Raw genomic sequence first — 24,425 nt, forward strand, 5'->3', positions numbered from 1 at the left:
CCTGAGGACCGACCCCACCCGGCGTGCGGCCGCCCGATTTATGCCGAGCGCACACACACCGTACTGAGAGCACCCGAAATCCGGCCCGAAAACGGGGGTTTTTGGTGTCCTCTCGATGTGTTTGGTGTCCGTTCGGTGAGGTCAGCCCGTCGCCACCACGGGGTCACCGATGCGGATCTCACCTTCGGTGTCCGGGATCAGGTGGTGACAGAACCACGTCTTGCCGTCCCACTTGCGGTGCTTGCTGAGCGTGCGGATCGGCTCCTTGCCCCGGCTGAGGTCCGCCGGATCCACGAGCGTCATCACGCACCGATCCACCGGCTTGGCGGCACGCAAGCGCACCCCGCCGATCTGCACCGCCGCCCACGCGTCCTCGGCGAAGGGGACGTCACCGTCGATGACGATGTTGGGCCGGAACCGGTCGATTGTGACCGGCTGCCCACCCGACTCCGCGATCCAGGCGTTCAACTGCCGCAGCGACGCCAATGACGCGATCGTCACCGGATAGCCGTCCTGGAACGCCGCCCGGTCGTCCGGCCGCGAGAACTCCGGATTGAGCGTGCGCTCGTCCGGATGCGCGCACCACACCACGTCCAGCCCGGCGCGACCGGTGACCTGCTCCAACCAGGCCGAGGCCGACTCCGCAGTCCCGCGGACCCGCATCGGCGGCCTGGTGAACATCGTCGCCTTCAGCTCCGGGCCTTCGGCCCGCACCGTGTATGACGACCCGGCAGCGGACAGGGTGACCGCAGGGACGCCGTCGTCGCCCTGCTCCACCGGTTGCGCCCGTATGCCGAACAGCGCCGGCAGCTCCCGGGCGCTGACCATCGATCGATCGGCGTCCACGATCATCCACTCGCGATCGCCGCGCAGCCCGGCGAGGCCGACATACGCGCTCGGAACGTGAGAGATGGCAGTGCTTTTGACCGGGTGGAGGCGCAGCGACACGACCTGCATCGCGGGCTCAGGCGGTGACGTCGCCGACGGTGGTGACCGGCGCCACCAGTCCGTCCTCGAGCTGGTAGGTGGCGCCGACGAGCGCGAGCCGCCCGGAGTCCACCGCGTCCTTGATCATCGGCGACTGCTCCAGAAGCAGGTCGATCGTCGCTCGCACGTGCGCGTCCACGACCGCCCGGTAGTCGGTCTCACCCCGGCTGCGGCACTGCAGCACGGTCGGCAGCACCTTCTCGGCGATGGCCCGCACGTGACCCGAGGGGAATTCGCCGGTCTCGGCGGCCGCCATCGCCGCGCCGACAGCACCGCACGAGCTGTGCCCGAGCACGACCAGCAGCGGCACCTGCAGCGGCTCGACCCCGAACTCCAGGGATCCCAGCACCGCGTCGTCCAGCGCCTGACCGGCGGTGCGGACCACGAAGACGTCACCGAGTCCCTTGTCGAAGAGCAGCTCGACCGGCACCCGGCTGTCGCCGCACCCGAACACCACCGCGGTCGGCTGCTGGCCGCCGGCCAGCGACTCCCGGCGGGCGGCGTCCTGCTGCGGGTATGCCGGACTGCCCGAGGCGAATCGCTGGTTGCCGTCGACCAACTGCTGCCACGCCTGCTGTGCCGTCGTGCGTTCGTTCATCGGTGATCCTTCCTGGACACGGTGGTGATTCGTGGGGTGCTCATAGGCCGGGCCGGGTGGTGATGGTGAACGCGGCCGGCTTCGCGGTGGCCGCGAAGAAGTCCTCGCCCTTGTCGTCGACCACGATGAAGGCGGGGAAGTCCTCGACCTCGATCTTCCACACCGCTTCCATGCCCAGCTCGGGGTATTCGAGCACCTCGACGTGCTTGATGCAGTCCTTGGCCAGCCGGGCGGCCGGGCCGCCGATCGAACCGAGGTAGAAGCCGCCGTGTGCCTGGCAGGCGTCGGTCACCTGCTTGCTGCGGTTGCCCTTGGCCAGCATGACCATCGATCCGCCGGCGGCCTGGAACTGCTCGACATACGAATCCATCCGGCCGGCGGTGGTCGGGCCGAACGACCCGGAGGCGTAACCGTCCGGTGTCTTGGCGGGACCGGCGTAGTAGACCGCGTGGTCCTTGAGGTACTGCGGCATCTCCTCGCCGGCGTCCAGCCGCTCCTTGATCTTGGCGTGCGCGATGTCACGCGCGACGACCAGCGGGCCGGTGAGTGAAAGGCGTGTCTTGACCGGGTGTTTCGTCAGTTCGGCGCGGATCTGGTCCATCGGCCGGTTCAGGTCGATGCGGACCACGTCCGTGGCATCCAGCTCCTCGTCGGTCGTGTCCGGCAGGAAGCGCGCCGGGTCGGTCTCCAGTTGCTCGATGAAGACACCCTCGGGCGTGATCTTGCCCAGGCACTGCCGGTCCGCGGAGCAGCTGACCGCGATCGCGACCGGCAGCGAGGCGCCGTGCCGGGGCAGGCGCACCACCCGCACGTCGTGGCAGAAGTACTTGCCGCCGAACTGCGCGCCGATGCCGAAGCCCCGCGTCAGCTCCAGCACCTGCTCCTCCAGCTCGACGTCACGGAAGCCGTGCGCGGTGGCCGCGTCTCCCGAGGTCGGGAGTTCGTCGAGATACTTGGCGCTGGCGTATTTGGCTGTCTTCAGGGCGAATTCGGCACTGGTGCCGCCGATCACGATCGCCAGGTGGTATGGCGGACAGGCCGACGTGCCGAGGGTGCGCAGCTTCTCGTCGAGGAACCGCATCATCGACTCGGGGTTCAGGATCGCTTTGGTCTCCTGATAGAGGAAGGACTTGTTGGCCGAACCGCCGCCCTTGGCCATGAACAGGAACTTGTAGGTGTTCTCGTGGCCCGCCGCGGTGTCGGCATACAGCTCGATCTGGGCCGGCAGGTTGGAGCCGGTGTTCTTCTCCTCCCACATGCTGATCGGCGCCATCTGCGAGTAACGCAGGTTGAGGCGGGTGTAGGCGTCATACACGCCGCGGGCGATCGATGCCTCGTCCGGGCCGTCACCGCCCACGAGCACCTGGGAACCCTTCTTGCCCATGACGATCGCGGTGCCGGTGTCCTGGCACATCGGCAGCACCCCGGCCGCGGCGATCCCGGCGTTCTTCAGCAGGTCCATCGCCACGAACTTGTCGTTGTTGCTGGCCTGGTCATCGTCCAGGATTGTGCGGAGGAAGGCCAGGTGCGCAGGGCGCAGGTAGTGCGCGATGTCGTGCATCGCCGTCTCGGTCAGCAGCCGCAGCGCCTCCGGGTCGACCTCGAGGAACGTGCGCCCGCCCGGTCCGTCGACGGTCCGCACTCCGGTGTCGGACAACTTGCGGTAGGTCGTCGCGTCGTCCCCGAGCGGCAGCAGGTCTTCGTAGGCGAATTCGGCCATGGCAGGTGGCAATCTCCTTGCTGGATGAGCGGTGCTTTCAGAGTAGTGGGGCTCGCCGGCGTCACCGCGCGGGAGTGGTGTCACCGCTGCGGTGCGGTGCCTCCGGCAACCGTTGCACAACGGTTTGCCATCTGACCGGGCCGTCCGCGAGACACAGGGGGTATAAGGGGTGTAGACCGTGAGAACGTGTTGGAGCTCACACCCCCTGGATGGAGCGGATGCATATGAAACGTCTCAGGCCACCTCGACGTGGCGCAGCGGGGGCGGTCGCCGTCCTCATGGCGACCGCAGGCCTGGCCGCCTGCGGAGGAAGCAGCGACAGCGGGTCCGGACCGGCTCACCTCACCTGGTACATCAACCCCGACGTCGGCAACGCCGATGCCAGCAAGGGTGGCCAGGCGACGCTCGCCAAGGAGTGCTCGGACGCCTCCAAGGGCAAATACCAGATCAAGGTCCAATTGCTGCCCAACTCGGCCAGCGACCAGCGGATCCAGTTGCTGCGGCGACTGGCCGGCGGTGACAAGACCATGGACCTGATGAGCGTCGACCCGGCATTCGTCAGCGAGTTCGCCGCGGCCGGCTATTTCGCGCCGGTGCCCAAGGACATGGTCGCCGAGTTCAAGGCCGACCGGGTGCAGTCCTCGATCGACGCCTCGACCTACAACGGCAAACTGATGTCGGTGCCGTTCTGGTCCAACACCCAACTGCTCTGGTACAAGAAGTCGGTCGCCAAGAAGGCCGGTCTCGACATGAGCAAGCCGGTGACCTGGGACCAGCTGATCCAGGCGGCGCAGCAGACCCACATGCAGATCGGGGTGCAGGCCAAGCTCTACGAGGGCTACTCGGTCTGGATCAACGCACTGGTCGCCGGAGCCGGCGGCGAGATCGTCAAGAACCCCAACGCCACCTACGAGAACATCAAGCTCGGCCTGGACTCCCAGGCGGGCCGCGACGCCGCCAAGATCATCCACGAGGTCTCCTCGACCGGCGTCGGCGGACCGGCGATGGGCAACTCCACCGAGACCGAGTCGCTGAACCTCTTCGGCAGCCCGAAGGGCGGCTTCCTGGTCAACTGGCCCTACACCTACGGCGCCTACCCGGGCAAGGACAAGGCCGATGTGGCCGCGACCCGGTATCCGCAGACGGTCCAGGGTGAGAAGTCCCGGCCGCCATACGGTGGCATCCAGTTGGCGGTGGGCAAGAACAGCCAGCACCAGAAGCTCGCCTACCAGGCGGCGGCGTGCATCACCAACCAGAAGCACCAGGCGGACTACATGGCCGCCTCGGGCAACCCGGCCAGCCGCAAGGGCGCCTACGACACCGCCGAGGTGAAGAAGGCCTTCCCCAACGGCATCGCGGCCGAGATCCGCAAGTCGCTGGACGCCGCTGCGGCCCGGCCGTTGACGCCCTACTGGGGTGACATCTCCACGGCGCTGCAGCAGAAGTTCAGCCCACCGAGTTCGGTCGACCAGAGCACCCCGGCGAAGGCGCAGGCCTTCATCCTCAAGGTCTTGAACGGGAAGGCGCTGCTGTGAACATCCCACGAAGTCCTCGGTCCTGCGTCCCGCGACACCGCGAGGGGGTCCCGTCATGAGTGCAGTCGCCGACACCACCCAGGGCGATCTCACCGTCGAAGAACAGGCCCACCTGTCCGACCGGGCCAAGGGCGAGCGCAACCTCGGCTGGCGGCTGGCCGGTCCGGCCTTCGTCATCATGCTGCTGGTCACGCTCTATCCGATCGGTTACGCGGTCTACCTGTCGCTGTTCAACTATCGGTTGACCGACCCGGCCGGCAAGAAGCTCGTCGGCATCCAGAACTACATCACCGCGTTGTCCGACCCGTTGTTCTGGCAGGCGTTCGAGTCCACGTTCTTCATCGTCGTGGTCACGGTGATCGTCGAGCTGATCCTGGGCATGGCCATCGCGATGGTCATGCACAAGGTCGTCTGGCCACGCCGCACGCTGCGCACCATCGTGCTGATCCCCTATGCGATCGTCACGGTCGTGTCCGGTTTCTCCTGGCTGTATGCCGCGCAGATCGACACCGGCTTCTTCAACCACTGGCTGCACTTCTTCACCTTCGGCGGGTTCAGCGAGACCTACAACTGGTTCGGCGGACGGTGGTCGTCACTGACGATCATCTGCCTGTCGGAGATCTGGAAGACGACGCCGTTCATGTCGCTGTTGTTGCTGGCCGGACTGGCCCAGGTCGACTCGGCACAGGAGGAGGCGGCCAAGGTCGACGGCGCCACCTGGTGGCAGCGCTTCACCAAGGTGATCCTGCCGAACATGAAGGCCGCACTGATGGTGGCGCTGCTCTTCCGCACGCTGGATGCCGTTCGCATCTATGACAATCCCTACGTCATGACCGGCGGCGCCAACAAGACCGAGACGTTGTCGATGCTGGTCGGGACCGAGACGGTCAGCCGGGTGGAGATCGGCATGGGGTCCGCGCTCGCGGTGATCCTCTTCGTGATCGTGCTGATCATCGCGTTCATCTTCGTCAAACTCTTCAAGGTCGATCTCACCACGAGTGGGAGGAGTTGAGCAGTGGAGACCAACATGAGCACCAAGGCCAAGAACGGCCTCGGCGTCGCGTCGATCGTCATCATGATCTGGACCGTCATACCACTGCTGTGGATCGTGGCGACGTCACTCAAATCCGATGCGGCGCTGGGTGATTCGCGTCAGAACGTCCTCGGCAACTTCTGGCCGAAGGACATCAGCTGGGACAACTACAAGCTGATTTTCTCCGGAGGTGCGTCCGACCTGTTCGTGCCGGCGTTGTGGCACTCGATCATCGTCTGCGTGGTGTCGACGGTCATCAGCGTCATACTCGCGACGTTCTGCGCCTACGCGATCTCGCGGCTGGACTTCCCGGGCAAGAAGCTGATCCTCACGACTGCGCTCGCGGTGTCGTTCTTCCCGGTGATCGCGATGGTCACGCCGTTGTTCAACCTGTGGCGGCAGATCGGGTTGTTCGACACGCTGCCGGGCCTGATCATCCCGTACCTCGCACTGACCCTGCCGCTGTCGATCTGGATCCTGTCGGCCTTCTTCCAGCAGATCCCATGGGAGATGGAGCAGGCGGCGCAGGTCGACGGTGCCACCAGTTGGCAGGCGTTCGTGAAGGTCGTCGCGCCGCTCGCGGCGCCGGGCGTGTTCACCACCGCGATCATCGCGTTCTTCACCGCGTGGAACGACTTCGTCTTCAGTTCCAACCTGACCGCGCAGCACGCGCAGACGGTGCCCGCGGCGTTGAGCTTCTTCACCGGCGCCAGTCAGTTCGTCCAGCCGACGGGCGCCATCTGTGCGGCCGCGGTCGTCGTCACCATTCCCGTCGTGATCCTCGTCCTGGTCTTCCAGAAGCGGATCGTTGCCGGCCTCACCTCCGGCGCAGTCAAGGGCTGAAAAGGCCTCAAGGAGAAGCAATGTCGAGCATCGAACTCAAGCACATTGTCAAGAAGTACGGCGACGGTTTCCCGGCCGTCAACGACGTCAACCTGGACATCAAGGACGGCGAGTTCGTCATCCTGGTGGGACCGTCGGGCTGCGGGAAGTCCACCCTGTTGCGGATGATCGTCGGGCTGGAGGACATCACGTCGGGGGACCTGGAGATCGACGGCAAGCGGGTCAACGACCTCGCTCCCCGGGACCGCAACCTGGCAATGGTCTTCCAGAACTACGCGCTCTACCCGCACCTGACGGTCTTCGAGAACATCGCCTTCCCGCTGCGCCTGCAGAAGGGCAAACACAGCAACGAGGAGATCGACCGGAAGGTTCGCGAGGCCTCCAGCATGCTGGAGCTGGACGAACACCTGGAACGCAAGCCGGGCAACCTGTCCGGTGGTCAGCGACAGCGGGTGGCGATGGGTCGGGCGATCGTCCGGGAGGCCGATGCGTTCCTCTTCGACGAGCCGTTGTCCAACCTGGACGCCAAGCTGCGCGGGCAGATGCGCACCGAGATCGCCCGGATGCAGCGCCGGCTCGGCATCACCACCGTCTACGTCACCCACGACCAGACCGAGGCGATGACCCTCGGCGACCGGGTCTGCGTGCTCAAACGCGGTGTGCTGCAACAGGTCGCGTCTCCGCGCGAGCTCTACGAACAGCCGGTCAACCTCTTCGTCGCCGGCTTCATCGGCTCGCCGCCGATGAACTTCCTGCCCGCCAAGGTGGAGGGCAGCACGCTGAAGTTGCCGTTCGTCGACGTGCCGGCCGAGGGTGAGCTCGCCGAGAAGATCAAGGGCAAGGACGTCGTGATCGTGGGCCTGCGTCCCGAGCACCTCAAGGACACGACGGTGGAATCGGGCCCGGAGCACTCGGTGAAGTTCAACGCCGTGGTCGATCAGACCGAGTGGCTGGGCAACGAGCAGTACGCCTACATCCCCTACGAGGCCGACGGAGAGGTCCGCAACCAGCTGGAGGAGCTGGACCGCGACCTGGACGGCGAGGGACTGCGCACCCAGATGATCGTCAACCTGGACCCGCGGTCGCGGGTGCTGGAGGGCGACGAGGCCCAGCTCGCCTTCAACCCGGCGTCCATGCACGTCTTCGACCCGCAGACAGGTGAGAACCTCACTCGTGACGAGGACAAGGCCGCCGAGATCGCGGCCGACTCCGAGAAGATGCGCAAGGCGGCGCTGGAACGCGCGCGCAAGCGCGAGTCCGAGCAGTCCGAAAAGTCGGCCTAGCCCGGCGCGCCGACCCGCCCCCTCACCGAGCGGACACACAAATACCGAGGGGACACGAAATCGGGGCGTTTCAGCCCCGATTTACGTGTCCCCTCGGTGTGTTTCGTGTCCGCTCGGTGGTCAGTGCGTCGGGGTCGGTCGCCTACGGTTGAGCCATGACTGGCTCCCGACCTGTTGTGCTCATCACCGGCGGCACCCGCGGCATCGGTCGCGCCGTGGCGGACGCCCTCGCCGCCGATCATCGTCTGCTCATCGGCGGCCGGGACGAGGCGGCCGTCGCCGCCGTGTGTGGTGCGTTGCCGGACGCCGTGCCGTTCGTCGCCGAGCTGACCGACGCGGCAGCCACGGGTGCCGCCGTCGACGCGCTCGACGACGTGCCGGCGTTGGCCGGTGTGGTGCACTCCGCCGGCGTGCTGGGCAGTGGCGCAGTCGCGGACCTCGGTCGCGACGCCTGGCGCCATACCCTCGAGGTGAACGTGGTGGCGGTCGCTGACCTCACGCGCGCGCTGCTGCCGAAGCTGCGCGCCGGCGACGGCACCGTCGTGGTCGTCAACTCCGGCTCGGGACTGCGCTCCGGCGCCCAGGGCAGCCTCTACTCGGCATCGAAGTTCGCGGTGCGTGCGTTCGCCGACGGGCTGCGACAGGAGGAGCGTGCCCACGGCGTCCGTGTCTCCACCGTCTACCCGGGCCGGGTGGCCACCGACATGCAGCGCGAACTTCGCGACTTCGAAGGCGCCGCGTATGACGAGAACGACTACCTGCGCCCCGAATCCGTCGCCGCTGCAGTGCGTTTCGTGCTGACCGCGCCGCCCGAGGCGTCTGTCGAGGACCTGTCGATCCGCCCGCGTTGAGAGGGAGAGGACTACCCGAGCTCGGCGCGGGTCGGTGGGTTCGCGCCCGCCCGGGAGACGGTGATCGCGGACGTCTCGATCGCCCGGTCCACCGCGGGACGCAGCTGCGACAGATCGGCTCGGCGCAGCCGGTCGCGGGCGTCGGCGGAGCCGAGCAGGCCCGCGTCGAGCAGCCCGGACAGCAGCCCGGACTGGAAGGAGTCGCCCGCGCCCACCGTGTCCACGACGGACACGCTCCGGCCGGCGACGGAGACGGTCTGCCCGGTCGAGGAGACGTGCAGCAGCGCGCCGTCCCCGCCGCGGGTCATAACGACCAGTGACGGCCCGAGCTGCCCCCACAGTGCCAGCACCTGAGCCGGATCGGCATCGGAGCCGTAGAGCCAGGCGATGTCCTCGTCGCTGGCCTTGACGACGTCGGAGTAGCCGATGAGCTGCTCCAAGCCTGCGCGCACCTCGTGCGCCGCACCGATCAGCGTCGGCCGGGGATTGGGGTCGAAGGACACCGTGGCGTGGTCGCGGGCGGCCAGCATGGCAGCAGCCACCTTCTCGGCACCGGGCTGCAGTGCGGCGGCGATGGAGCCGGTGTGCAGGTGGCCCACATCGCCGGGCAACGGATAGGGCAGGTCCCAGGCGAGGTCGAACTCGTATGTCGCTGAGCCGGTCTCGTCCAAGGTGGCCATCGCGGTAGGCGTGCGCTGGGCACCGAGGCTGCCCTCCACCAGCGGCACGTCGTCCGCGGCGAGATGACCGATGATGAGCTCGCCGTAGGCGTCGTCCGCCAGGTATGCCGCCAGCCGCGCCGGATGCTGCAGGCGCGCCAGGCCGATCGCGACGTTGAGCGGGCTGCCCCCGACATACTCCTGCGGTTGCCCGTCGACCGGGCGGACGATGTCGATGAGGGCCTCGCCGATGACCAGGGTGTCGACCACGAGTGCGCCCGTCAGCCGGTCAGGCCGCCGCTGAGCTGCTGCAGCTTCGCCATCGGGTGCACGGCTTCGATGGAGCGGATCGTGCCGCTCTTGGACCGCATCACCAGCGAGTGGGTGGTGCAGCCGCCGCCGCGGTAGCGGATGCCGCGCAGCAGCTCACCGTCGGTGATGCCGGTCGCGACGAAGAAACAGTTGTCGCTCTGGACCAGGTCGTCGGTGGTCAGCACGGCGTCGAGGTCGTGGCCGGCATCGATGGCCCGCTGCCGCTCCTCATCGTCCTTGGGCCACAGGCGGCCCTGCAGCACACCGCCGATGCACTTCATCGCGCAGGCGCTGATGATGCCCTCCGGGGTGCCGCCGATGCCCAGCAGCAGGTCGATGCCGGTGTCGGGGCGGGCAGCCATGATGGAGCCGGCCACGTCGCCGTCGGAGATGTACCGGATGCGCGCGCCGGTGGTCCGGATCTCCTCGGCCAGCTTCTCGTGCCGCGGGCGGTCCAGCAGCACGACCGTCACGTCGGACACCGACCCGTGCTTCGCCTTGGCGACCCGCCGGATGTTCTCGGCGACCGGCAGTCGGATGTCGACCACGTCGGCGGCCTCGGGCCCGGTGGCCAGCTTGTCCATGTAGAAGACCGCGCTCGGGTCGTACATCGAGCCCCGCTCGCTGACCGCCATCACCGACACCGCGTTGGTCATGCCCTTGGCGGTCAGGGTGGTGCCGTCGATCGGGTCGACGGCCACGTCCACGTGCGGGCCGGTGCCGTCGCCGACCTTCTCCCCGTTGAAGAGCATCGGAGCGGCGTCCTTCTCGCCCTCACCGATCACCACCACGCCGCTCATCGAGACCGACGAGATCAGGTGTCGCATGGCGGCGACCGCCGCACCGTCGGCAGCGTTCTTGTCGCCCCGGCCGACCCACCGTCCCCCGGCCATCGCGGCGGCCTCGGTGACGCGCACCAGCTCCAGCGCGAGGTTGCGGTCCGGGGTTTCCGGGGTGGTTTCCGTGGTGACGGTGTCGGACGGCATGGACTCTCCTCGGAGAACTCGGGCCGCGGGACCGCGAGACGCTCGCTCGTGCCTCACGAGTGCCTCGGCCACCGCGTAGGTGGGGTTCGGCGTCGACTCTATCGGCAGGTCCGGCCACCGGCGCGGCCCCGGTGCGGCCGGTTCACGGGCAGGTGGCCGCAGGGGCCGTCATCCCGGTTTGGGACGATGAGCGGCGTGACCGACAGCGAACCCCCCGCGAGCCCGACCGCGCAGACGCCGCCAACGGATCCGGGCGACGCCGGCCGCCCGCAGCGTCGCCGCGGCATGGGCTCGGCGCGCAGCATGATCATCTCGATGGTGCTGGTGGCGCTGGCGGTGCTGGCCTGGTGGGCGTTCGTCCCGCGAGCCGAGCAGACGACGCAGCCGACGGTGGACGTCGCCGGCATCGCGCGCGAGGTGGGCCGTGCCAAGCACTGGGACCCGGCGATCGCGCAGGGCCTGCCGAAGGGTTGGCAGCCGGTCAACGTTCGGCTGGTGTCGGTCGACAAGCAGCCCGACACCTGGCAGGCGGGGTATGACGCCCCGGGCGGCTGCTACGCGCGGGCGGTGCAGACCCAGGACGGCACCTCGGACTGGGTGGCTGCTCAGACCGACCAGAGCACCCGGACCGGCTCGGTCACTCTGGCGGGTGTCCGCTGGACCCAGCTGACCCGGGCCGACGGCGGCGAACGCAGCCTGGTCCGGAGCCGGCCGCTCGCGGGGCTGAGCACTGTGGTGACCGGCACCTGCGACTGGGGCCGGCTGCACCGGTTCGCCGAGTCGCTGCAACCGCTGAGCAAGAGCCAGTTGAGCCCCGCGCCGAGCACCCCCTGAGCGACCCCGGCATCACTCGTCGGTGTCGACTCCGTCCGGCGTCGCGCCGGATTCGTCGGTCATCGCGCCGATCGTGCGCTGCGCGCCGTCCAGCCAGCGCTCGCAATGGGCGGCCAGCGCCTCGCCGCGCTCCCACAACCGCATGGACTCCTCGAGCGTCTCGGTGCCGCCCTCCAACCGGCTGACGATCGACGCCAGCTCGTCGCGGGCCTGCTCGTAGCCGAGGTCGGCCACGTCGGCATGGGCGTCGTCGGCTGCGGCATCCTTCGGCATGACGGGCAGCCTAACGACAGCACGACCGTGACCCGGTGAGCGCCGGCGCGTCAGGTCGGCACGGCACGGGTACGGCTGGGGCACAGGAGGTGTGCACTGTGCCGAGCAGGACCGGCCGCGAGGAGCCGACGGAGCCGCTGACGACATACCGCCGGAAGCGCAAGTTCGACCGCACTCCGGAGCCCTCGGGCGGCACCACGACCGCGGCGGAGCCGACCGGCCGGCGGCACTTCGTCGTCCAGCGCCATCGGGCCCGGCGGTTGCACTACGACCTGCGCTTCGAGATCGACGGCGTGCTGGTCAGCTGGGCGGTGCCGAAGGGGCCGACCCTGGACCCCGACCTGCGCCGGATGGCCGTGCACGTCGAGGACCATCCGCTGGAGTACCAGGACTTCGAGGGCGTCATACCGGCCGGTGAGTACGGCGGCGGCGATGTCATCGTGTGGGATCGGGGCACCTGGGAGCCGCACGACACCGACGACCCGGCGCGGGCGGTCGCGGACGGTGACTTCCATGCCGATCTGTATGGCGAGAAGTTGCACGGTCGCTTCGTGCTGGTGCGCCGCGGCGGGCCGTCCGACCGGGAGCAGTGGCTGCTGTTGCACAAGCACGACGAGGACGCGGTGCGCGGATGGGACCCGGAGGACCACCCGCGCTCGGTGCTGAGCGGCCGTACCAACGACGAGGTGAAGGCGGACCCCGACCGGTTGTGGCGGTCGGACCTGCCCGCGGCCGCCGCGGCGGTGGAGTTGCACGACGACACGGTGACCGGGCCGGGGGAGGAAGCGCTCGAGGCGTTGGAGGCACTTGGCGACCACGGCAGCTGGGAGATCTTCGGCCGCTCCCTGCGGGTTACCAATCTGGACAAGGTGCTCTTCCCCGGCACCGATGACACCGACCCGGTGACCAAGCGCGAGTTTCTGCGTTACACCGCGACCATCGCGCCGACGGTGCTGCCCTACCTGGCCGGCCGCGCGCTGAACATGCACCGCTACCCGGAGGGCGCCGGACACCAGGGCTTCTGGCACAAGTCGCTGCCGGAGCATGCGCCGGACTGGTTGGCGCGCTGGGACAACCCCGCCGCGGAGACCGGTGAGGCGCACACCTACCTCGTGGTGAACGAGCCGGCGGCGCTGGTCTGGGCAGCGAATTTCGGTGCGCTGGAATGGCATCCGTGGACGTCGCGGACCGACGAGCCGGAGCAGCCCACCTATGCGCTGTTCGACCTGGACCCCGGGGAGAACACCTCGTGGCAGGAGGTCCTCGAGCTGGCCCGGCTGCACCGGACGGCGTTCGAGCACCTGAACGTCACGGCATGTCCGAAACTGACCGGACGCCGCGGGATCCACTTCTGGGTGCCGATCGCGCGGGGTCCGTCGTTCGAGCAGACCCGCGCCTGGGTGGAGCAGGTGTCGCGGACCGTCGGCGCGGTGCTGCCGGAGCTGGTCAGCTGGAAGTGGGTCAAGAACGAGCGCCGTGGCCGGGCGCGCCTGGACTACACGCAGAACGCCATCAACAAGACGCTGGTGGCGCCATACAGCCCCCGGCCGGCGCCGGGCGCCCCGGTGTCCGCGCCGATCAGCTGGGACGAGCTCGACGACCCGGACCTGCGGCCGGACCGGTTCACCATCCGCACCATCGGGCAGCGACTCGCCGAGCGCGGCGACCTCTTCCGCGGCGTCCTGTATGGCGAGCAGCGGCTGCCCCGGCTGCACTGACCCTGCGGGTGTGCCGCCCGATTCAGCTGACCGGCCGCACGGCGAAGTCGCCGGAGGCCACGGTCACCCGCAGCAGTTCGTCGGCGTCCACCGTGGCGACGTCGGTGACGAGCTGACCGTCGGTATGCCGCACCACGGCATACCCGCGCTCGAGCGTCTGCAACGGGGACAGCGCCCGCAGCTGGCCGCGCAGGTGGCCGACCTGGTCGTGCGCGCGGTCGAGCCGGTGCGTCATGCGCGCTCGTGACCGGTCGCGCAGCGCCTCGACGGTGGCCCGGCGCGTCGCGACCATCGTCTCCGGTGCGACCAGGACCGGGCGGCTGCGCAGTTGCGCCAGGTGGCGGCGTTCGGCGGCCAGCCGGTGCCGCAGCGCCCGCGCACCCGCCGCCCGGGTCTGCGCCAGTCCGCGCAATTCGTCGGCCAGATCGGGCACCACCCGCTTCGCCGCATCGGTCGGGGTGGAGGCGCGCACGTCGGCCACGAAGTCCAGCAACGGGGTGTCCTCGTCGTGCCCGATGGCGCTGACGACTGGTGTGCGAGCGGCGGAGACTGCGCGTACGAGCGCCTCGTTGCTGAACGGCAACAGGTCCTCGAAGCCGCCGCCGCCGCGGGAGATCACGATCACCTGCACGTGTGCCGCGGCGTCCAGCTCCTCGAGTGCGGCGGTGACCTCGGTGACCGTGTTCGGTCCCTGCACCGCGACCTGCCGGATCTCGAATTGTGTTGCCGGCCAACGGCGTCGGGCGTTCTCGACGACGTCCTTCTCGGCAGCGCTGGCGCGGCCGCAGATCAGGCCGACGGTGTGCGGCAGGAACGGCAGGGGCTTCTTGCGGCCGGCGTCGAAGAGTCCCTCGCTGCGCAACAACTGCTTGAGATGCTCCAGGCGCGCGAGCAACTCGCCGACACCCACCGGGCGCATCTGCCGCGCCTCCAGGTGCAGTGACCCGCGTTTGGTCCAGAAGCGCGGCTTGGCGTGCACCACCACCCGGGCGCCCTGCTGCAGGCCCGGCCCCATCGCATCGAGGGTGTTGACGTGCACGGTGACCGACAGCGACATGTCGACCTCCGGGTCGCGCAGCGTCACGTATGCCGTCGGCGCGCCCGGACGCCGGTTGAGCTGGACGATCTGCCCCTCGACCCACAGCGGCGACATCTTGTCGACGTAGTCGCTGATCTTCACCGACAGCTTGCGCACCGGCCACGGCTGCTCGGCGGTCGTGTCGGCTGCCTTCTCCGGGAGAGGGGTGCTCACCCGGTCACTGTAGGGGCTCGGTATGTCCACACACTGTCCACCTGGTCGGGGTCCCCGCGAAGTAATTCGGGGGGGGCGAAGCGGAGGAGAAACTTCGTGGGGTGACCTAGCCTGCTCCGTATGACGATCCGCATCCCCGGCCTCGCACTGACCGACCACACCCTGCAGGTGCCGCTCGACCACTCGGATCCGGACGGGCCGACGATCGAGGTCTTCGCCCGGGAAGCGGTTGCGGTGGACAAGGTCGGCGACGAGCTGCCCTGGCTGGTCTTCCTGCAGGGCGGCCCCGGCGGGGAGAGCCCGCGGCCGATGCGTGCCGACGGCTGGCTCGGGCACGTTACCAAGACCCACCGGGTGTTGCTGCTGGACCAGCGCGGCTGCGGCCGGTCGACGCCGCTGACGGCCCGCTCGACCGCCGGCCTGTCGGCGGAGCAGATCGCGGCATACCTCCGGCACTTCCGGGCCGACAGCATCGTGGCCGACGCGGAGATCTTCCGGGAGCAGGTCGCCGGCGGCAAGCCGTGGACGACGCTGGGCCAGAGCTACGGCGGATTCATCACGCTCACCTACCTGTCGCAGGCGCCCGACGGCCTCGCGGGGTGCATGGTCACCGGTGGCCTGTCCGGGATCGACGCCGGCGCGGCCGACGTCTACGCCCGCACGTTCCCGCGGATCGCCCGCAAGAACGCGGCCTATTACGAGCGTTACCCGGACGATGTCGCGGCGGTGCGGCGGATCGTCGATCACTTGGCGGCGCACGAGGTGCTCCTGCCCGACGGATCGCGGTTGACCCCGGAACGGTTCCGGCTGATCGGCAGCATCTTCGGGATGAGCTACGGGTTCGAGCACGTGCACTGGCTGCTGGACACCGCCTGGGACGGTGCGGAGATCTCGGACCGGTTCCGGCAGGCGGTGATGGCGGAGACGTCTTACCCGAACGGGCCGATCCACGCGCTGCAGGAGTACTGCTACGGCGCACCCGGCGTGCCGACCGGGTGGGCGGCGGACAAGGAGCTGGCGAGCCGGCCGGAGTTCGCGGCCGACGCCGACCCGGTGCTGTTCACCGGCGAGACGATGTTCCGGTGGATGTTCGACCAGATCCCGCTGTTGCGGCCGTTCGCGGAGGCCGCCGACATCCTCGCGGCGGTCGACGACTGGCCCGCCCTGTATGACGCACGGCGGCTGGCGGACAACACGGTGCCGGTGGCCGCCGCCGTCTACTTCGACGACATGTATGTCGACGCCGACCTCTCCCTGGACACCGCTCGCCGGGTCGGGAACGTGCGGCCGTGGGTCACCAACGAGTACGAACACGACGGTCTGCGGTCCGGGCCGGTCGTGGAGCGGCTGATGGACATGCTGGCCGGGAAGGTCTGAGCCGGGGGTCGGTCCTCCGGCCGGAACGCTGACCGCGAACCGTCCGGATTCGCCGGTCCGCGGGACCGCACCTAGCATGGAGACATGACTTCGCCCGCAACGACCGAGACGCACCAGGCCGCCGTCGATGAGCCGAAGCGCGTGCTGCTCGCGGCCCCGCGCGGCTACTGCGCCGGCGTCGACCGGGCCGTCGTGACGGTGGAGAAGGCACTCGACCTCTACGGCCCGCCGGTCTATGTGCGCAAGCAGATCGTGCACAACAAGCACGTCGTGGCGACGCTCGAGAAGCGCGGCGCGATCTTCGTCGACGAGACCGACGAGGTCCCCGAGGGTGCGACGGTGATCTTCTCCGCGCACGGCATCGCACCGGTCGTGCGGGAGCAGGCCAAGGCGCTGTCGCTGAAGACGATCGACGCGACCTGCCCGCTGGTGACCAAGGTGCACCGTGAGGCGACCCGCTTCGCCTCCGACGAGTACGACATCCTGCTGATCGGCCACGAGGGCCACGAGGAGGTCGTCGGCACCGCCGGTGAGGCGCCCGACAACATCATCCTGGTGCAGTCGCCGGAGCATGCCGACACCGTGGAGGTGCGTCACCCGGACAAGCTGGTGTGGCTGTCGCAGACCACGCTGTCGGTCGACGAGACGATGGAGACGGTGCGCCGGCTGAAGCAGCGTTTCCCCGGCCTGCAGGACACGCCGTCGGACGACATCTGTTACGCGACCCAGAACCGTCAACTCGCCGTCAAGCAGATGGCGCCGCGCACCGACCTGATGATCGTGGTCGGCAGCCGCAACTCCTCCAACTCGGTCCGGCTCGTCGAGGTCGCTCTCGAACACGGCGCGCGCGACGGACATCTGGTCGACTACGCCGACGAGATCGACGAGAGCTGGCTCGACGGCGTGACCACCGTGGGCGTCACCTCTGGGGCGTCCGTCCCCGAGGTGTTGGTGCGTGACGTGCTGGCCTACCTCGCCGAGCGCGGGTATGCCGACGTCGAGACGATCACCGCCGCCGAGGAGAGCCTGCTCTTCGCGCTGCCGACCGAGCTGCGCCGCGACCTGAAGGCACGCGGCCAGGAGGACTCCGCCCAGGTCCGGCACGACGCCGGGTCACTGCGCTGACCGGTTGATCCTCCGGGGGCGTCAGCCGGCGTCCTCGATGCGATGCGCGGGACGCGCCGGATGGGTCTCGGGGACCTCCAGGTCGAGCATCGGCCGGCCCACCTCCGCATCGAGCGCGTCGATGAGCTCGTGGGCCGTCAACGGTCGGGTGGGTGTCTCGACGGCGCGCAACTCGGCGGACGGCGCATCCTGCGCCAGCCCGAGGGCATGCATCTGCCGGGCGGTCACCAGGACCCGGGACTCCAGGGTCCCGATCATGGCGTTGTATGCCTCGACGGACCGGGTGAGCGACTGCCCCACCCGAGCGGTGTGCCGGCTCATCGTGCCGAGCCGGTCATAGAGCGCCTGCCCGAGGGCCAACAGCTCGCGGGCACCCCGGGCCAGGCTGTCCTGCTGCCAGGCGGCGGCGCTGGTGCGCAGCAACGCCAGCAGGGTGCTGGGGGAGGCCGGCACCACCTTGCGACCCATCGCGCGGTCGAGCAGGGACGGATCGTGCCGCAGCGCGGCGGCGAGCATCGCGTCGGCCGGCAGGAAGCAGACCACCAGCTGCGGGGACTGCTCGAACGCGCTCCAATAGGCCTTGGCGGCAAGCGAGTCCACGTGCCGGACGAGGGCCTTCGCGTGCTGGTCGAGCAGCCGGTCGCGCTCGTCGGGGGCGAGTCCGTCGGCCTGGGAGTCCAGGAAGGCCCGCGCCGGGGCCTTGCTGTCGATCACCAGCACCCGGTCGCCGGGAAGCCGCACCACCACGTCCGGGCGGATGCGGGCGTCATGTCTGCTGACCGCGGTGACCTGCTCCTCGAAGTCGCAGTGCGGGAGCATGCCGGCGTGTTCGAGCACCCGGCGCAGTTGCACCTCGCCCCAGGTGCCGCCGGTCGAGGTGGCGCGCAGTGCGCCGGCGAGCTGGGTGGTCTCCTGGTGCAGCGCACCGGTCACCCGCCCGACCTCGGCCAGTCGTGCGCCGAGCTCGCCGAACTGCTCCACCCGGTCACGCTCGAGTGTCGCGACCTGTTGCTCGACCCGGCCGAGCGTCGCGCTCAACGGTCCGAGGACCGCCGCCGTCTGCTGGTCGTCGGCGACCGTGGACTCCAGGTCGATCACCCGCTCGCGCAGCAGGTCGCGTTCGGTGGCCAGGGACGCCCCGCGTGCGGCATACGCCTGACGCAGCAGCAGCCAGGTGGCGGCGGCTGCGAGCGCGATCCCCAGGACGAGACCGAGGATGAATTCCGTCATACCTGCAGGAAAGCACGATGCGCCGACAACCCGTCGGCGCCGCGTCAGGACGGACGGCCGAGCAGCTGGTGTTTGCCGCGCACCAGGTGGTGCCAGGCCAGGCGTTGTACGGCGAGGGTGACCACCCCGGCGAGCACCATGCCGGCGAGGTTGACCCCGAGCTGGGTCGCGGAGCCGGCCATCTCCGCGCGGGCGCCCACCGCGAGCGCGAGCGCCAGGTTGCCGGCGGCCGGCACCGTCGTGACGGAGATGAACACACCGACCATGGCGGTCGCCTTGTCGGTCGACATCGCGAAGACCCCGACCGCCCCCGCGACCAGTGCGACGATGAACGACCAGCGGTCCGGGTGCCAGATGAACGCGGTCTGCGGGCGGCCGTGCGTGACGTCGGCACCGCTGACCAAGCCGGTGAGGCGAGCGATCAGCCCCAGGGCGGCCACGGCCGCGATCGCGACGACGAACGACGTCACCAGTAGGACGGCGCTGCGGCGCACCAGGCGTCCGCGGGCGAAGACGACGCCGGTGCACAGCGCCGCCACCGGCGCGAAGTCGGGGCTGACGACCATCGCGCCGACGACCAGGACGGAGGAGTCGGTGATGACGGCGACAGCTGCCAGGATCGTCGCCATCACCAGGAACAGGTAGTAGGAGATCGTCGAGCGACTCGCCGACTCCGCCGAGTCGAGCACTTCCTCCCAGATCACCGCGTCGTCGGCCTCGCCGGGGGATGCCTCCTCCAGCTCCTCCGCCCGGCGGAACGGCGTGCTGCTCGGCCGGCTGATCACGATGCCGCCACGGTCGCTGAGTGACAGGTCGTCCAGTGCCTCCACGAGTTCACCGGCCGACTCCCGGGCGGCGTCGCACTCGATGAGGTCACCGCGCGGGCTGCGGCACACGCCCGGCTGGACGACGAGATTGGTCACGCCCGAATGGGTCTCGAGCAGTCCCACGACGTCGTCGGACAGGTCCGTCGGCACGGTGAGCCGCAGATGCACCAGCATGCTGGCACCCTAGAGGTCGTCACCGCGCGGCACGGTCAATGACTGAGCTTCAGGCCGACGACGCAGCCGACGATGCCGAGCAGGAAGATGATTTTCAGCGGCGACACCGATTCGCTGCCGGTGGACATCGCATAGACCACGGTCAGCACCGCACCGATGCCGACCCAGACGGCATACGCGGTGCCGACGGGCAGGCTGCGCATCGCCACCGCCAGGCCGGTCATGCTGGCGGCGAGTGCGAGGACGAAGACTGCGGACGGGACGAGGCGGGAGAAGCCCTGCGACTTGTCGAGCGCGGTGGCCCACACGGCCTCCATCATCCCGGAGACGACGAGCACGAGCCATGCCATGGTGAACACCCCTTCACAAGCGGCCGTCTTGTCGCTGTCCGGGTACGGCGCCCTCGTCCGGGGACCACGTTCGCGGCGGCCCGATCCCAGGCTGGCACAGAGGTGTTCACCGGCCAAATCGTTCTGGACCTGCGGTGCGTCCGTGGTGCGCTCGCCGGTCGGTGGCGAGCGTGGCGGAGCGGGCCGCCAGGGACCACTAGACTCTTGATCCCGTGGCACTCACTATCGGAATCGTCGGGCTTCCCAACGTCGGCAAGTCGACCATGTTCAATGCACTGACCAAGAACAACGTGCTCGCCGCGAACTACCCGTTCGCCACGATCGAGCCGAATGTCGGGGTGGTGCCACTGCCGGACGAGCGCCTGGACAGGCTCGGCGAGCTCTACTCCTCCGACAAGGTGGTGCCGGCCACTGTCTCGTTCGTCGACATCGCGGGCATCGTGCGCGGCGCGTCCGAGGGGGAGGGGCTGGGCAACAAGTTCCTGGCCAACATCCGCGAGGCGGACGCGATCTGCCAGGTGATCCGGGTCTTCCACGACGACGACGTGGCGCACGTCGACGGCAAGGTGTCGCCCGAGTCGGACATGGAGACGATCAACACCGAGCTGATCCTCGCCGACCTGCAGACCCTGGAGAAGGCGCTGCCGCGCCTCGACAAGGAGGTCAAGGGCAAGAAGACGGACAAGTCGGTGCTGGATGCCGCGCGCGAGGCGCAGACCATCCTGGAAGCCGGAGACACGTTGTTCTCCAAGGGTTTCGACGTCACCCCGATCCGCGAGCTGGGGCTGCTGACCGGTAAGCCGTTCCTCTATGTCTTCAACGTCGACGAGGACCAGCTGGTCGACACCGCATTGCAGGCGTCGCTGCAGGCGCTGGTCGAGCCGGCCGAGGCGATCTTCCTCACCGCCCAGCTCGAGATGGACCTCACCGAGATGTCGGACGAGGAAGCCCTGGAGATGTTGCAGGGGTTCGGCGCGACCGAGTCGGGCCTGGCGCAGCTGGCGCACAAGGGTTTCAACACCCTCGGCCTGCAGACCTACCTCACCGCGGGCCCGAAGGAGTCGCGCGCCTGGACCATCCGACGCGGCTGGACGGCGCCGCAAGCGGCAGGCGTCATACACACGGACTTCCAGAAGGGCTTCATCAAGGCCGAAGTCATCTCGTATGACGACCTCATCGAACTCGGCTCGGTCGCCGAGGCCCGCGCGCACGGCAAGGCGCGCATGGAGGGCAAGGACTACGTGATGGCCGACGGCGACGTGGTGGAGTTCCGCTTCAACGTCTAGCGTTAGTGACGTTTCCCGTGACAGCTGGGCTCGTGATCTGGGATCGGCGGAGTCCCTCGAGGACCTTCGTGATCGCCTTCTCCCCATCCGCCGGGGGCCGCAGTCCCGACGGGAGGACGTCGTGGGCGGCGAGCCCGTCCAGTGAGATCGAAGCTCGGTCAGCGAGTTCGTGGAAACGTCCGACCATCAGCACGATCGGCTCGGTGCAGGCCGTCACGGCGACGGTGAGGTCGGGTTCGTCCACCGGCTGCCAGATCGGCTGGTCGCAGTCGGTCAGTCGGCGTGCGGGGGCCTCCGGTTCCGCTTCACCTCGGAGCGCTCTCGTTTCGCGTCCAGTCGTCGTCGCTGGGAGCCGCGGGTGCGCCGGGTCGGGCGCCGGGTCGGCGTCGGGATGACGGCGTTGCGAAGCAGTATGGCGAGCCGATCCCGCGCGGCGGTTCGATTGCGTCGCTGGGAACGGTGTTCGGCAGCGCTGATGGTGAGCACCGTGCCCGAAAGGCGGATGGCGAGCCGCTCGAGTGCGAGTTCGCGCTGCGGCTCGGTCAGCGCCGTCGTCGTTCCGATGTCGAGACTGAGCTGCACCCGAGAATCCGCAGTGTTGACGCCCTGACCGCCCGGTCCCGACGCGTGCGAGAACTGCTCGACGAGCTCACCGGCCGGCACCGTCATTCCCTCAGGCGCGCCCGGTCCCGGCGGTATGCGCAGGTCGTCCACACCGGCCAGTCTGCCTCGATCATCCCGCGTCGGGCGATCCTTCGCCCGCCCGCGAGTCAGTGGTCCGGGGCAGCTGCGGGTAGTCCGCTATGGGGTAGACGCCGAGCGCGAAGCCGTGGACGACGTCGCCGCGGCGGGGGAGTGCGTCGAACTCCTCCACCAGCGCCCTCATCCGGTGCCAGAACTCCTGCTTCTGCGTCTCGCTGATCCGGGCGTGGCGGATGAAGCCCCACAGCTGTCCTTCGCGGTATGCCGGTCCCGATTCGGCCGCAGCCACCTCGAAGTCGTTGAAGTCGACTGCGCTGCCGCGGCTTTCGGTGCGTTGACCATCGAGCGCCACGTAGAACATCCGTGCCGTCCGGCCGTAGAACGCCTCGTCGATGGCGCGCACCTTGCGGGTGCGCACGATCTGCACCAATCCGGCCTCGGTGAGCACCTTGACGTGGTGGGCGACGGTGCTCTTCGGTCGATCCACTGCCGTGCTGAGCTCGGTGATGCTCGCGGCTCGCTCGTGCAGCAGTCCGAGGATGGTGTTGCGCAGCGGGTTGCCGAGCGCGCGCACCTGTTGCGGCGTCGTCAGCGCGAGCTGGTCCGCGAGGTCGTAGTTCGGCATCTTGCCTTCCATGGCAGAACATACTAGCGTTCTCGAACGTTCGAAGTGTATGGATCATTCAGTGGAGAAGGCACCATGTCCGAGATTCTCTTGTTCCACCACGCCCAGGGGCTGACCGCCGGAGTGCGTGCTTTCGCCGATGAACTGGCCGCTGCCGGTCACACGGTGCACGTGCCCGACCTGTTCGAGGGCCGGACCTTCGGCGACGTGGAGTCCGGTGTCGCGCACGCGCGGGAGATCGGCTTCGACAACGTGCTGGCGCGTGGCGTCGCCGCGGCGGAGGCATTGCCCGAAAGCCTTGTCTACGCGGGGTTCTCGATGGGGGTGATGTCCGCTCAGAAGTTGGCGCAGACCCGCCCCGGTGCCGTCGGTGCGTTGTTCTTCGACTCGTGCCTGCCCGTCTCGGAGTTCGGTGCATGGCCCGACGGGCTGCCGGTGCAGATCCACGGTGGCACCGATGACGACTGGTTCGCCGAGGACCTGGAGTTCGCCCAGCAACTGGCCGATTCGGTGCCGACCGCCGAGCTGTTCCTCTACTCCGGCACGAAACACCTGTTCGCCGACTCGTCGCTGGCGGCGTATGACGCGACTGCGGCCGGTCTGCTGCGCGAACGGACCCTGTCCTTCCTCGCCGGACTCTGACGCGTCGGGCGCCATACGCGGGGATCACGTTGCTGCACCGAGGATTTCAGGATGTTGCGGTTGGCGTCCTCCCGTAAGTGACGGCGTCGCGAACCGCGGCGGGTGCTGCCTGCGCCAGCTGGTGGTCCGGGGCGGCGCCCAGGGCGTCGTTGACGGTCGAGAAGGCGAGCCGGAGCGCGATGAAGAGGGTGGCCTCGAAGACGGCGCGATCGCTCAGGCCGCACTCACGCAGCGCCGCCACCTGGTCCGGCGTGGTGGCGTTGGGGTCGGACACGACGGTGTGCGCCCAGTGGGCCAGCGTGCGCTGGCGCGGTGCGAGCGCCTCGGGCCGTCCGCGGATCGTCTCGGCGGCACGATGCTCGCCCACGAGCTCGGCGAGCCGGCTGCCCCACGCGAGCGAGCAATAGGAGTCCGCGCGAGCGCGAGCGGTCGCGACGACCAGCACGGCACGGTCCAGATCGTGGAGTTCCCAGGTGTCCTGGAGCTGCTGCCGGAGCGCGGTGAAGGCATCGAGCACGTCCGGACGCCACGTCCACAGCCGGGTCAGGTTGGCGACATACCCGTCGCTCTGAAGGTCTTCGTCGTATGCCGCGTCGCGCTCCGCCGACGCGGGAGGTTCTGCGATGAACATGATCCAGTGTGGTGCCGGCGCGATGACCGCCACAAGAGGAGCGGCGACGACCGCCGGTGCGTGGTTCAGGCCGGTCGGCGCGCGACCATCAGGCCGATGGAGCCGCGTTGCACCACGGCATCGTCCTGATTGGTGAGGATCAGTGCGCGATCGAGGATCCCGGCCCTGCCATTGCTGGTGGCGCGGGCGCCGGTGATGGTCAGCGTGCAGCGCAGGGTGTCGCCGGCGACGACCGGTCGTTCGAAGCGCCAGCCGTCGATGCCGAGCAGCGCGATCGAGCAGCTCTCGAAGATGCCGAGCCGGGAGACCAGTCCCATGGCCACCGACAGACCGAGCACGCCATGGGCGATCGGTGCGCCGAAGCGACCGGCCGCGGCATGCACGACGTCGGTGTGCACCGGGTTGGTGTCCCAGCTCCAGCCGGCGAACCACACGATGTCCGACTCGGTGATGGTGCGGCCCTGCGTGTGGAAGACCTGGCCGACGGCGAAGTCCTCGAAGAACCACGTGGTCGGAGCAGTGGGAGTGGTGTCGGGGGTCGTCTCGGGGGTCGTGTCAGATGTCATGGTGCG

Annotated in this window: 25 protein-coding genes and 1 riboswitch; of the genes, 11 read left to right on the forward strand and 14 right to left on the reverse strand. The window is 69.0% G+C overall.

Annotation, left to right across the window (positions count from 1 at the left end; all coding sequences use genetic code 11):
• Positions 1-141 precede the first annotated feature (141 nt).
• The 3 genes from ACTHL4_RS00140 to ACTHL4_RS00150 are packed head-to-tail and all read right to left on the reverse strand — an operon-like array spanning position 142 to position 3,305.
• Complete coding sequence (locus ACTHL4_RS00140; RefSeq protein WP_440280695.1) at positions 142-948, reverse strand: MOSC domain-containing protein; 807 nt, start codon at positions 946-948, stop codon at positions 142-144.
• Between the two features lie 16 nt (positions 949-964).
• The gene (locus tag ACTHL4_RS00145) at positions 965-1,585 is read right to left on the reverse strand and encodes a carbonic anhydrase (protein ID WP_440280696.1); all 621 of its coding nucleotides are present in this window, start codon (positions 1,583-1,585) and stop codon (positions 965-967) included.
• A 40-nt stretch (positions 1,586-1,625) separates the two neighbouring features.
• Positions 1,626-3,305 carry a fumarate hydratase gene (locus ACTHL4_RS00150; RefSeq protein ID WP_440280697.1) on the reverse strand — a complete coding sequence of 560 codons (1,680 nt, stop codon included), beginning with the start codon at positions 3,303-3,305 and terminating at the stop codon, positions 1,626-1,628.
• A 278-nt stretch (positions 3,306-3,583) separates the two neighbouring features.
• On the opposite strand from ACTHL4_RS00150, the gene ACTHL4_RS00155 reads away from it, so the two are divergent.
• The 5 genes from ACTHL4_RS00155 to ACTHL4_RS00175 all read left to right on the forward strand — a co-directional run bounded on the left by ACTHL4_RS00155 (position 3,584) and on the right by ACTHL4_RS00175 (position 8,850).
• A complete protein-coding gene (locus tag ACTHL4_RS00155; RefSeq protein ID WP_440280698.1) occupies positions 3,584-4,840 on the forward strand; it encodes an extracellular solute-binding protein in 1,257 nt (418 codons plus the stop codon).
• 55 nt (positions 4,841-4,895) lie between these two features.
• Positions 4,896-5,852 (forward strand): carbohydrate ABC transporter permease, encoded by a 957-nt coding sequence (locus ACTHL4_RS00160; RefSeq protein WP_440280699.1) that lies wholly within the window; start codon positions 4,896-4,898, stop codon positions 5,850-5,852.
• A gap of 15 nt (positions 5,853-5,867) precedes the next feature.
• Positions 5,868-6,716, forward strand: coding sequence for a carbohydrate ABC transporter permease (locus tag ACTHL4_RS00165; RefSeq protein ID WP_440280735.1), 849 nt, complete (start codon positions 5,868-5,870; stop codon positions 6,714-6,716).
• 20 nt (positions 6,717-6,736) lie between these two features.
• Positions 6,737-7,999 carry an ABC transporter ATP-binding protein gene (locus tag ACTHL4_RS00170; protein ID WP_440280700.1) on the forward strand — a complete coding sequence of 421 codons (1,263 nt, stop codon included), beginning with the start codon at positions 6,737-6,739 and terminating at the stop codon, positions 7,997-7,999.
• Positions 8,000-8,154: 155 nt separating this feature from the next.
• Entirely contained in the window at positions 8,155-8,850 is a 696-nt protein-coding gene (locus ACTHL4_RS00175) for an SDR family oxidoreductase (RefSeq protein ID WP_440280701.1), read from the forward strand.
• 11 nt (positions 8,851-8,861) lie between these two features.
• Here the strand turns inward: ACTHL4_RS00175 and ACTHL4_RS00180 are convergent, their stop codons facing one another.
• On the reverse strand, positions 8,862-9,779 hold the full coding sequence (locus tag ACTHL4_RS00180) for a carbohydrate kinase family protein (protein ID WP_440280702.1): 918 nt from the start codon (positions 9,777-9,779) through the stop codon (positions 8,862-8,864).
• Positions 9,780-9,790: 11 nt separating this feature from the next.
• The gene (gene glpX / locus ACTHL4_RS00185) at positions 9,791-10,807 is read right to left on the reverse strand and encodes a class II fructose-bisphosphatase (RefSeq protein ID WP_440280703.1); all 1,017 of its coding nucleotides are present in this window, start codon (positions 10,805-10,807) and stop codon (positions 9,791-9,793) included.
• A 195-nt stretch (positions 10,808-11,002) separates the two neighbouring features.
• Between glpX and ACTHL4_RS00190 the strand changes: the two genes are divergently transcribed.
• The gene (locus ACTHL4_RS00190; protein ID WP_440280704.1) at positions 11,003-11,641 is read left to right on the forward strand and encodes a DUF4245 domain-containing protein; all 639 of its coding nucleotides are present in this window, start codon (positions 11,003-11,005) and stop codon (positions 11,639-11,641) included.
• A gap of 12 nt (positions 11,642-11,653) precedes the next feature.
• On the opposite strand, the gene ACTHL4_RS00195 is transcribed toward ACTHL4_RS00190, so the two are convergent.
• On the reverse strand, positions 11,654-11,914 hold the full coding sequence (locus ACTHL4_RS00195) for an exodeoxyribonuclease VII small subunit (RefSeq protein ID WP_440280705.1): 261 nt from the start codon (positions 11,912-11,914) through the stop codon (positions 11,654-11,656).
• 98 nt (positions 11,915-12,012) lie between these two features.
• Here ACTHL4_RS00195 and ligD point away from each other — a divergent pair, with 98 nt between their 5' ends.
• Positions 12,013-13,632, forward strand: coding sequence for a non-homologous end-joining DNA ligase (ligD, locus tag ACTHL4_RS00200; RefSeq protein ID WP_440280706.1), 1,620 nt, complete (start codon positions 12,013-12,015; stop codon positions 13,630-13,632).
• A gap of 22 nt (positions 13,633-13,654) precedes the next feature.
• Here ligD and xseA read toward each other — a convergent pair whose 3' ends face one another.
• A complete protein-coding gene (gene xseA / locus ACTHL4_RS00205; RefSeq protein WP_440280707.1) occupies positions 13,655-14,884 on the reverse strand; it encodes an exodeoxyribonuclease VII large subunit in 1,230 nt (409 codons plus the stop codon).
• Positions 14,885-15,004: 120 nt separating this feature from the next.
• Between xseA and ACTHL4_RS00210 the strand changes: the two genes are divergently transcribed.
• The gene (locus tag ACTHL4_RS00210) at positions 15,005-16,261 is read left to right on the forward strand and encodes an alpha/beta fold hydrolase (RefSeq protein WP_440280708.1); all 1,257 of its coding nucleotides are present in this window, start codon (positions 15,005-15,007) and stop codon (positions 16,259-16,261) included.
• 84 nt (positions 16,262-16,345) lie between these two features.
• Positions 16,346-17,386 (forward strand): 4-hydroxy-3-methylbut-2-enyl diphosphate reductase, encoded by a 1,041-nt coding sequence (locus ACTHL4_RS00215; protein ID WP_440280709.1) that lies wholly within the window; start codon positions 16,346-16,348, stop codon positions 17,384-17,386.
• A 21-nt stretch (positions 17,387-17,407) separates the two neighbouring features.
• Here ACTHL4_RS00215 and ACTHL4_RS00220 read toward each other — a convergent pair whose 3' ends face one another.
• From ACTHL4_RS00220 to ACTHL4_RS00230, 3 genes are read right to left on the reverse strand one after another with little or no spacing between them, the layout of a single operon-like run.
• Complete coding sequence (locus ACTHL4_RS00220; protein WP_440280710.1) at positions 17,408-18,616, reverse strand: DNA recombination protein RmuC; 1,209 nt, start codon at positions 18,614-18,616, stop codon at positions 17,408-17,410.
• 44 nt (positions 18,617-18,660) lie between these two features.
• The gene (locus ACTHL4_RS00225; protein WP_440280711.1) at positions 18,661-19,617 is read right to left on the reverse strand and encodes a DUF389 domain-containing protein; all 957 of its coding nucleotides are present in this window, start codon (positions 19,615-19,617) and stop codon (positions 18,661-18,663) included.
• A gap of 35 nt (positions 19,618-19,652) precedes the next feature.
• Entirely contained in the window at positions 19,653-19,967 is a 315-nt protein-coding gene (locus ACTHL4_RS00230) for a DMT family transporter (RefSeq protein ID WP_440280712.1), read from the reverse strand.
• A gap of 16 nt (positions 19,968-19,983) precedes the next feature.
• Positions 19,984-20,049, reverse strand: a riboswitch (guanidine-III (ykkC-III) riboswitch).
• 130 nt (positions 20,050-20,179) lie between these two features.
• Between ACTHL4_RS00230 and ychF the strand changes: the two genes are divergently transcribed.
• Positions 20,180-21,253, forward strand: a complete 1,074-nt coding sequence (ychF, locus tag ACTHL4_RS00235) for a redox-regulated ATPase YchF (RefSeq protein WP_440280713.1) — start codon at positions 20,180-20,182, stop codon at positions 21,251-21,253.
• Positions 21,254-21,526: 273 nt separating this feature from the next.
• On the opposite strand, the gene arfB is transcribed toward ychF, so the two are convergent.
• Both arfB and ACTHL4_RS00245 read right to left on the reverse strand, forming a co-directional pair.
• Positions 21,527-21,967, reverse strand: coding sequence for an alternative ribosome rescue aminoacyl-tRNA hydrolase ArfB (gene arfB / locus ACTHL4_RS00240; RefSeq protein ID WP_440280714.1), 441 nt, complete (start codon positions 21,965-21,967; stop codon positions 21,527-21,529).
• Between the two features lie 19 nt (positions 21,968-21,986).
• Positions 21,987-22,592 carry an ArsR/SmtB family transcription factor gene (locus ACTHL4_RS00245; RefSeq protein ID WP_440280715.1) on the reverse strand — a complete coding sequence of 202 codons (606 nt, stop codon included), beginning with the start codon at positions 22,590-22,592 and terminating at the stop codon, positions 21,987-21,989.
• Positions 22,593-22,655: 63 nt separating this feature from the next.
• Between ACTHL4_RS00245 and ACTHL4_RS00250 the strand changes: the two genes are divergently transcribed.
• Positions 22,656-23,222 (forward strand): dienelactone hydrolase family protein, encoded by a 567-nt coding sequence (locus ACTHL4_RS00250; protein ID WP_440280716.1) that lies wholly within the window; start codon positions 22,656-22,658, stop codon positions 23,220-23,222.
• 46 nt (positions 23,223-23,268) lie between these two features.
• Here ACTHL4_RS00250 and ACTHL4_RS00255 read toward each other — a convergent pair whose 3' ends face one another.
• Together ACTHL4_RS00255 and ACTHL4_RS00260 are read right to left on the reverse strand one after the other, a co-directional pair.
• Positions 23,269-23,853 (reverse strand): carboxymuconolactone decarboxylase family protein, encoded by a 585-nt coding sequence (locus ACTHL4_RS00255; protein ID WP_440280717.1) that lies wholly within the window; start codon positions 23,851-23,853, stop codon positions 23,269-23,271.
• Positions 23,854-23,918: 65 nt separating this feature from the next.
• Positions 23,919-24,419 carry a MaoC/PaaZ C-terminal domain-containing protein gene (locus tag ACTHL4_RS00260; RefSeq protein ID WP_440280718.1) on the reverse strand — a complete coding sequence of 167 codons (501 nt, stop codon included), beginning with the start codon at positions 24,417-24,419 and terminating at the stop codon, positions 23,919-23,921.
• Between the last annotated feature and the right edge of the window lie 6 nt (positions 24,420-24,425).

It is taken from the genome of Flexivirga sp. (assembly GCF_051955415.1).
In the GTDB taxonomy this organism is placed as follows: Bacteria; Actinomycetota; Actinomycetes; order Actinomycetales; family Dermatophilaceae; genus Flexivirga.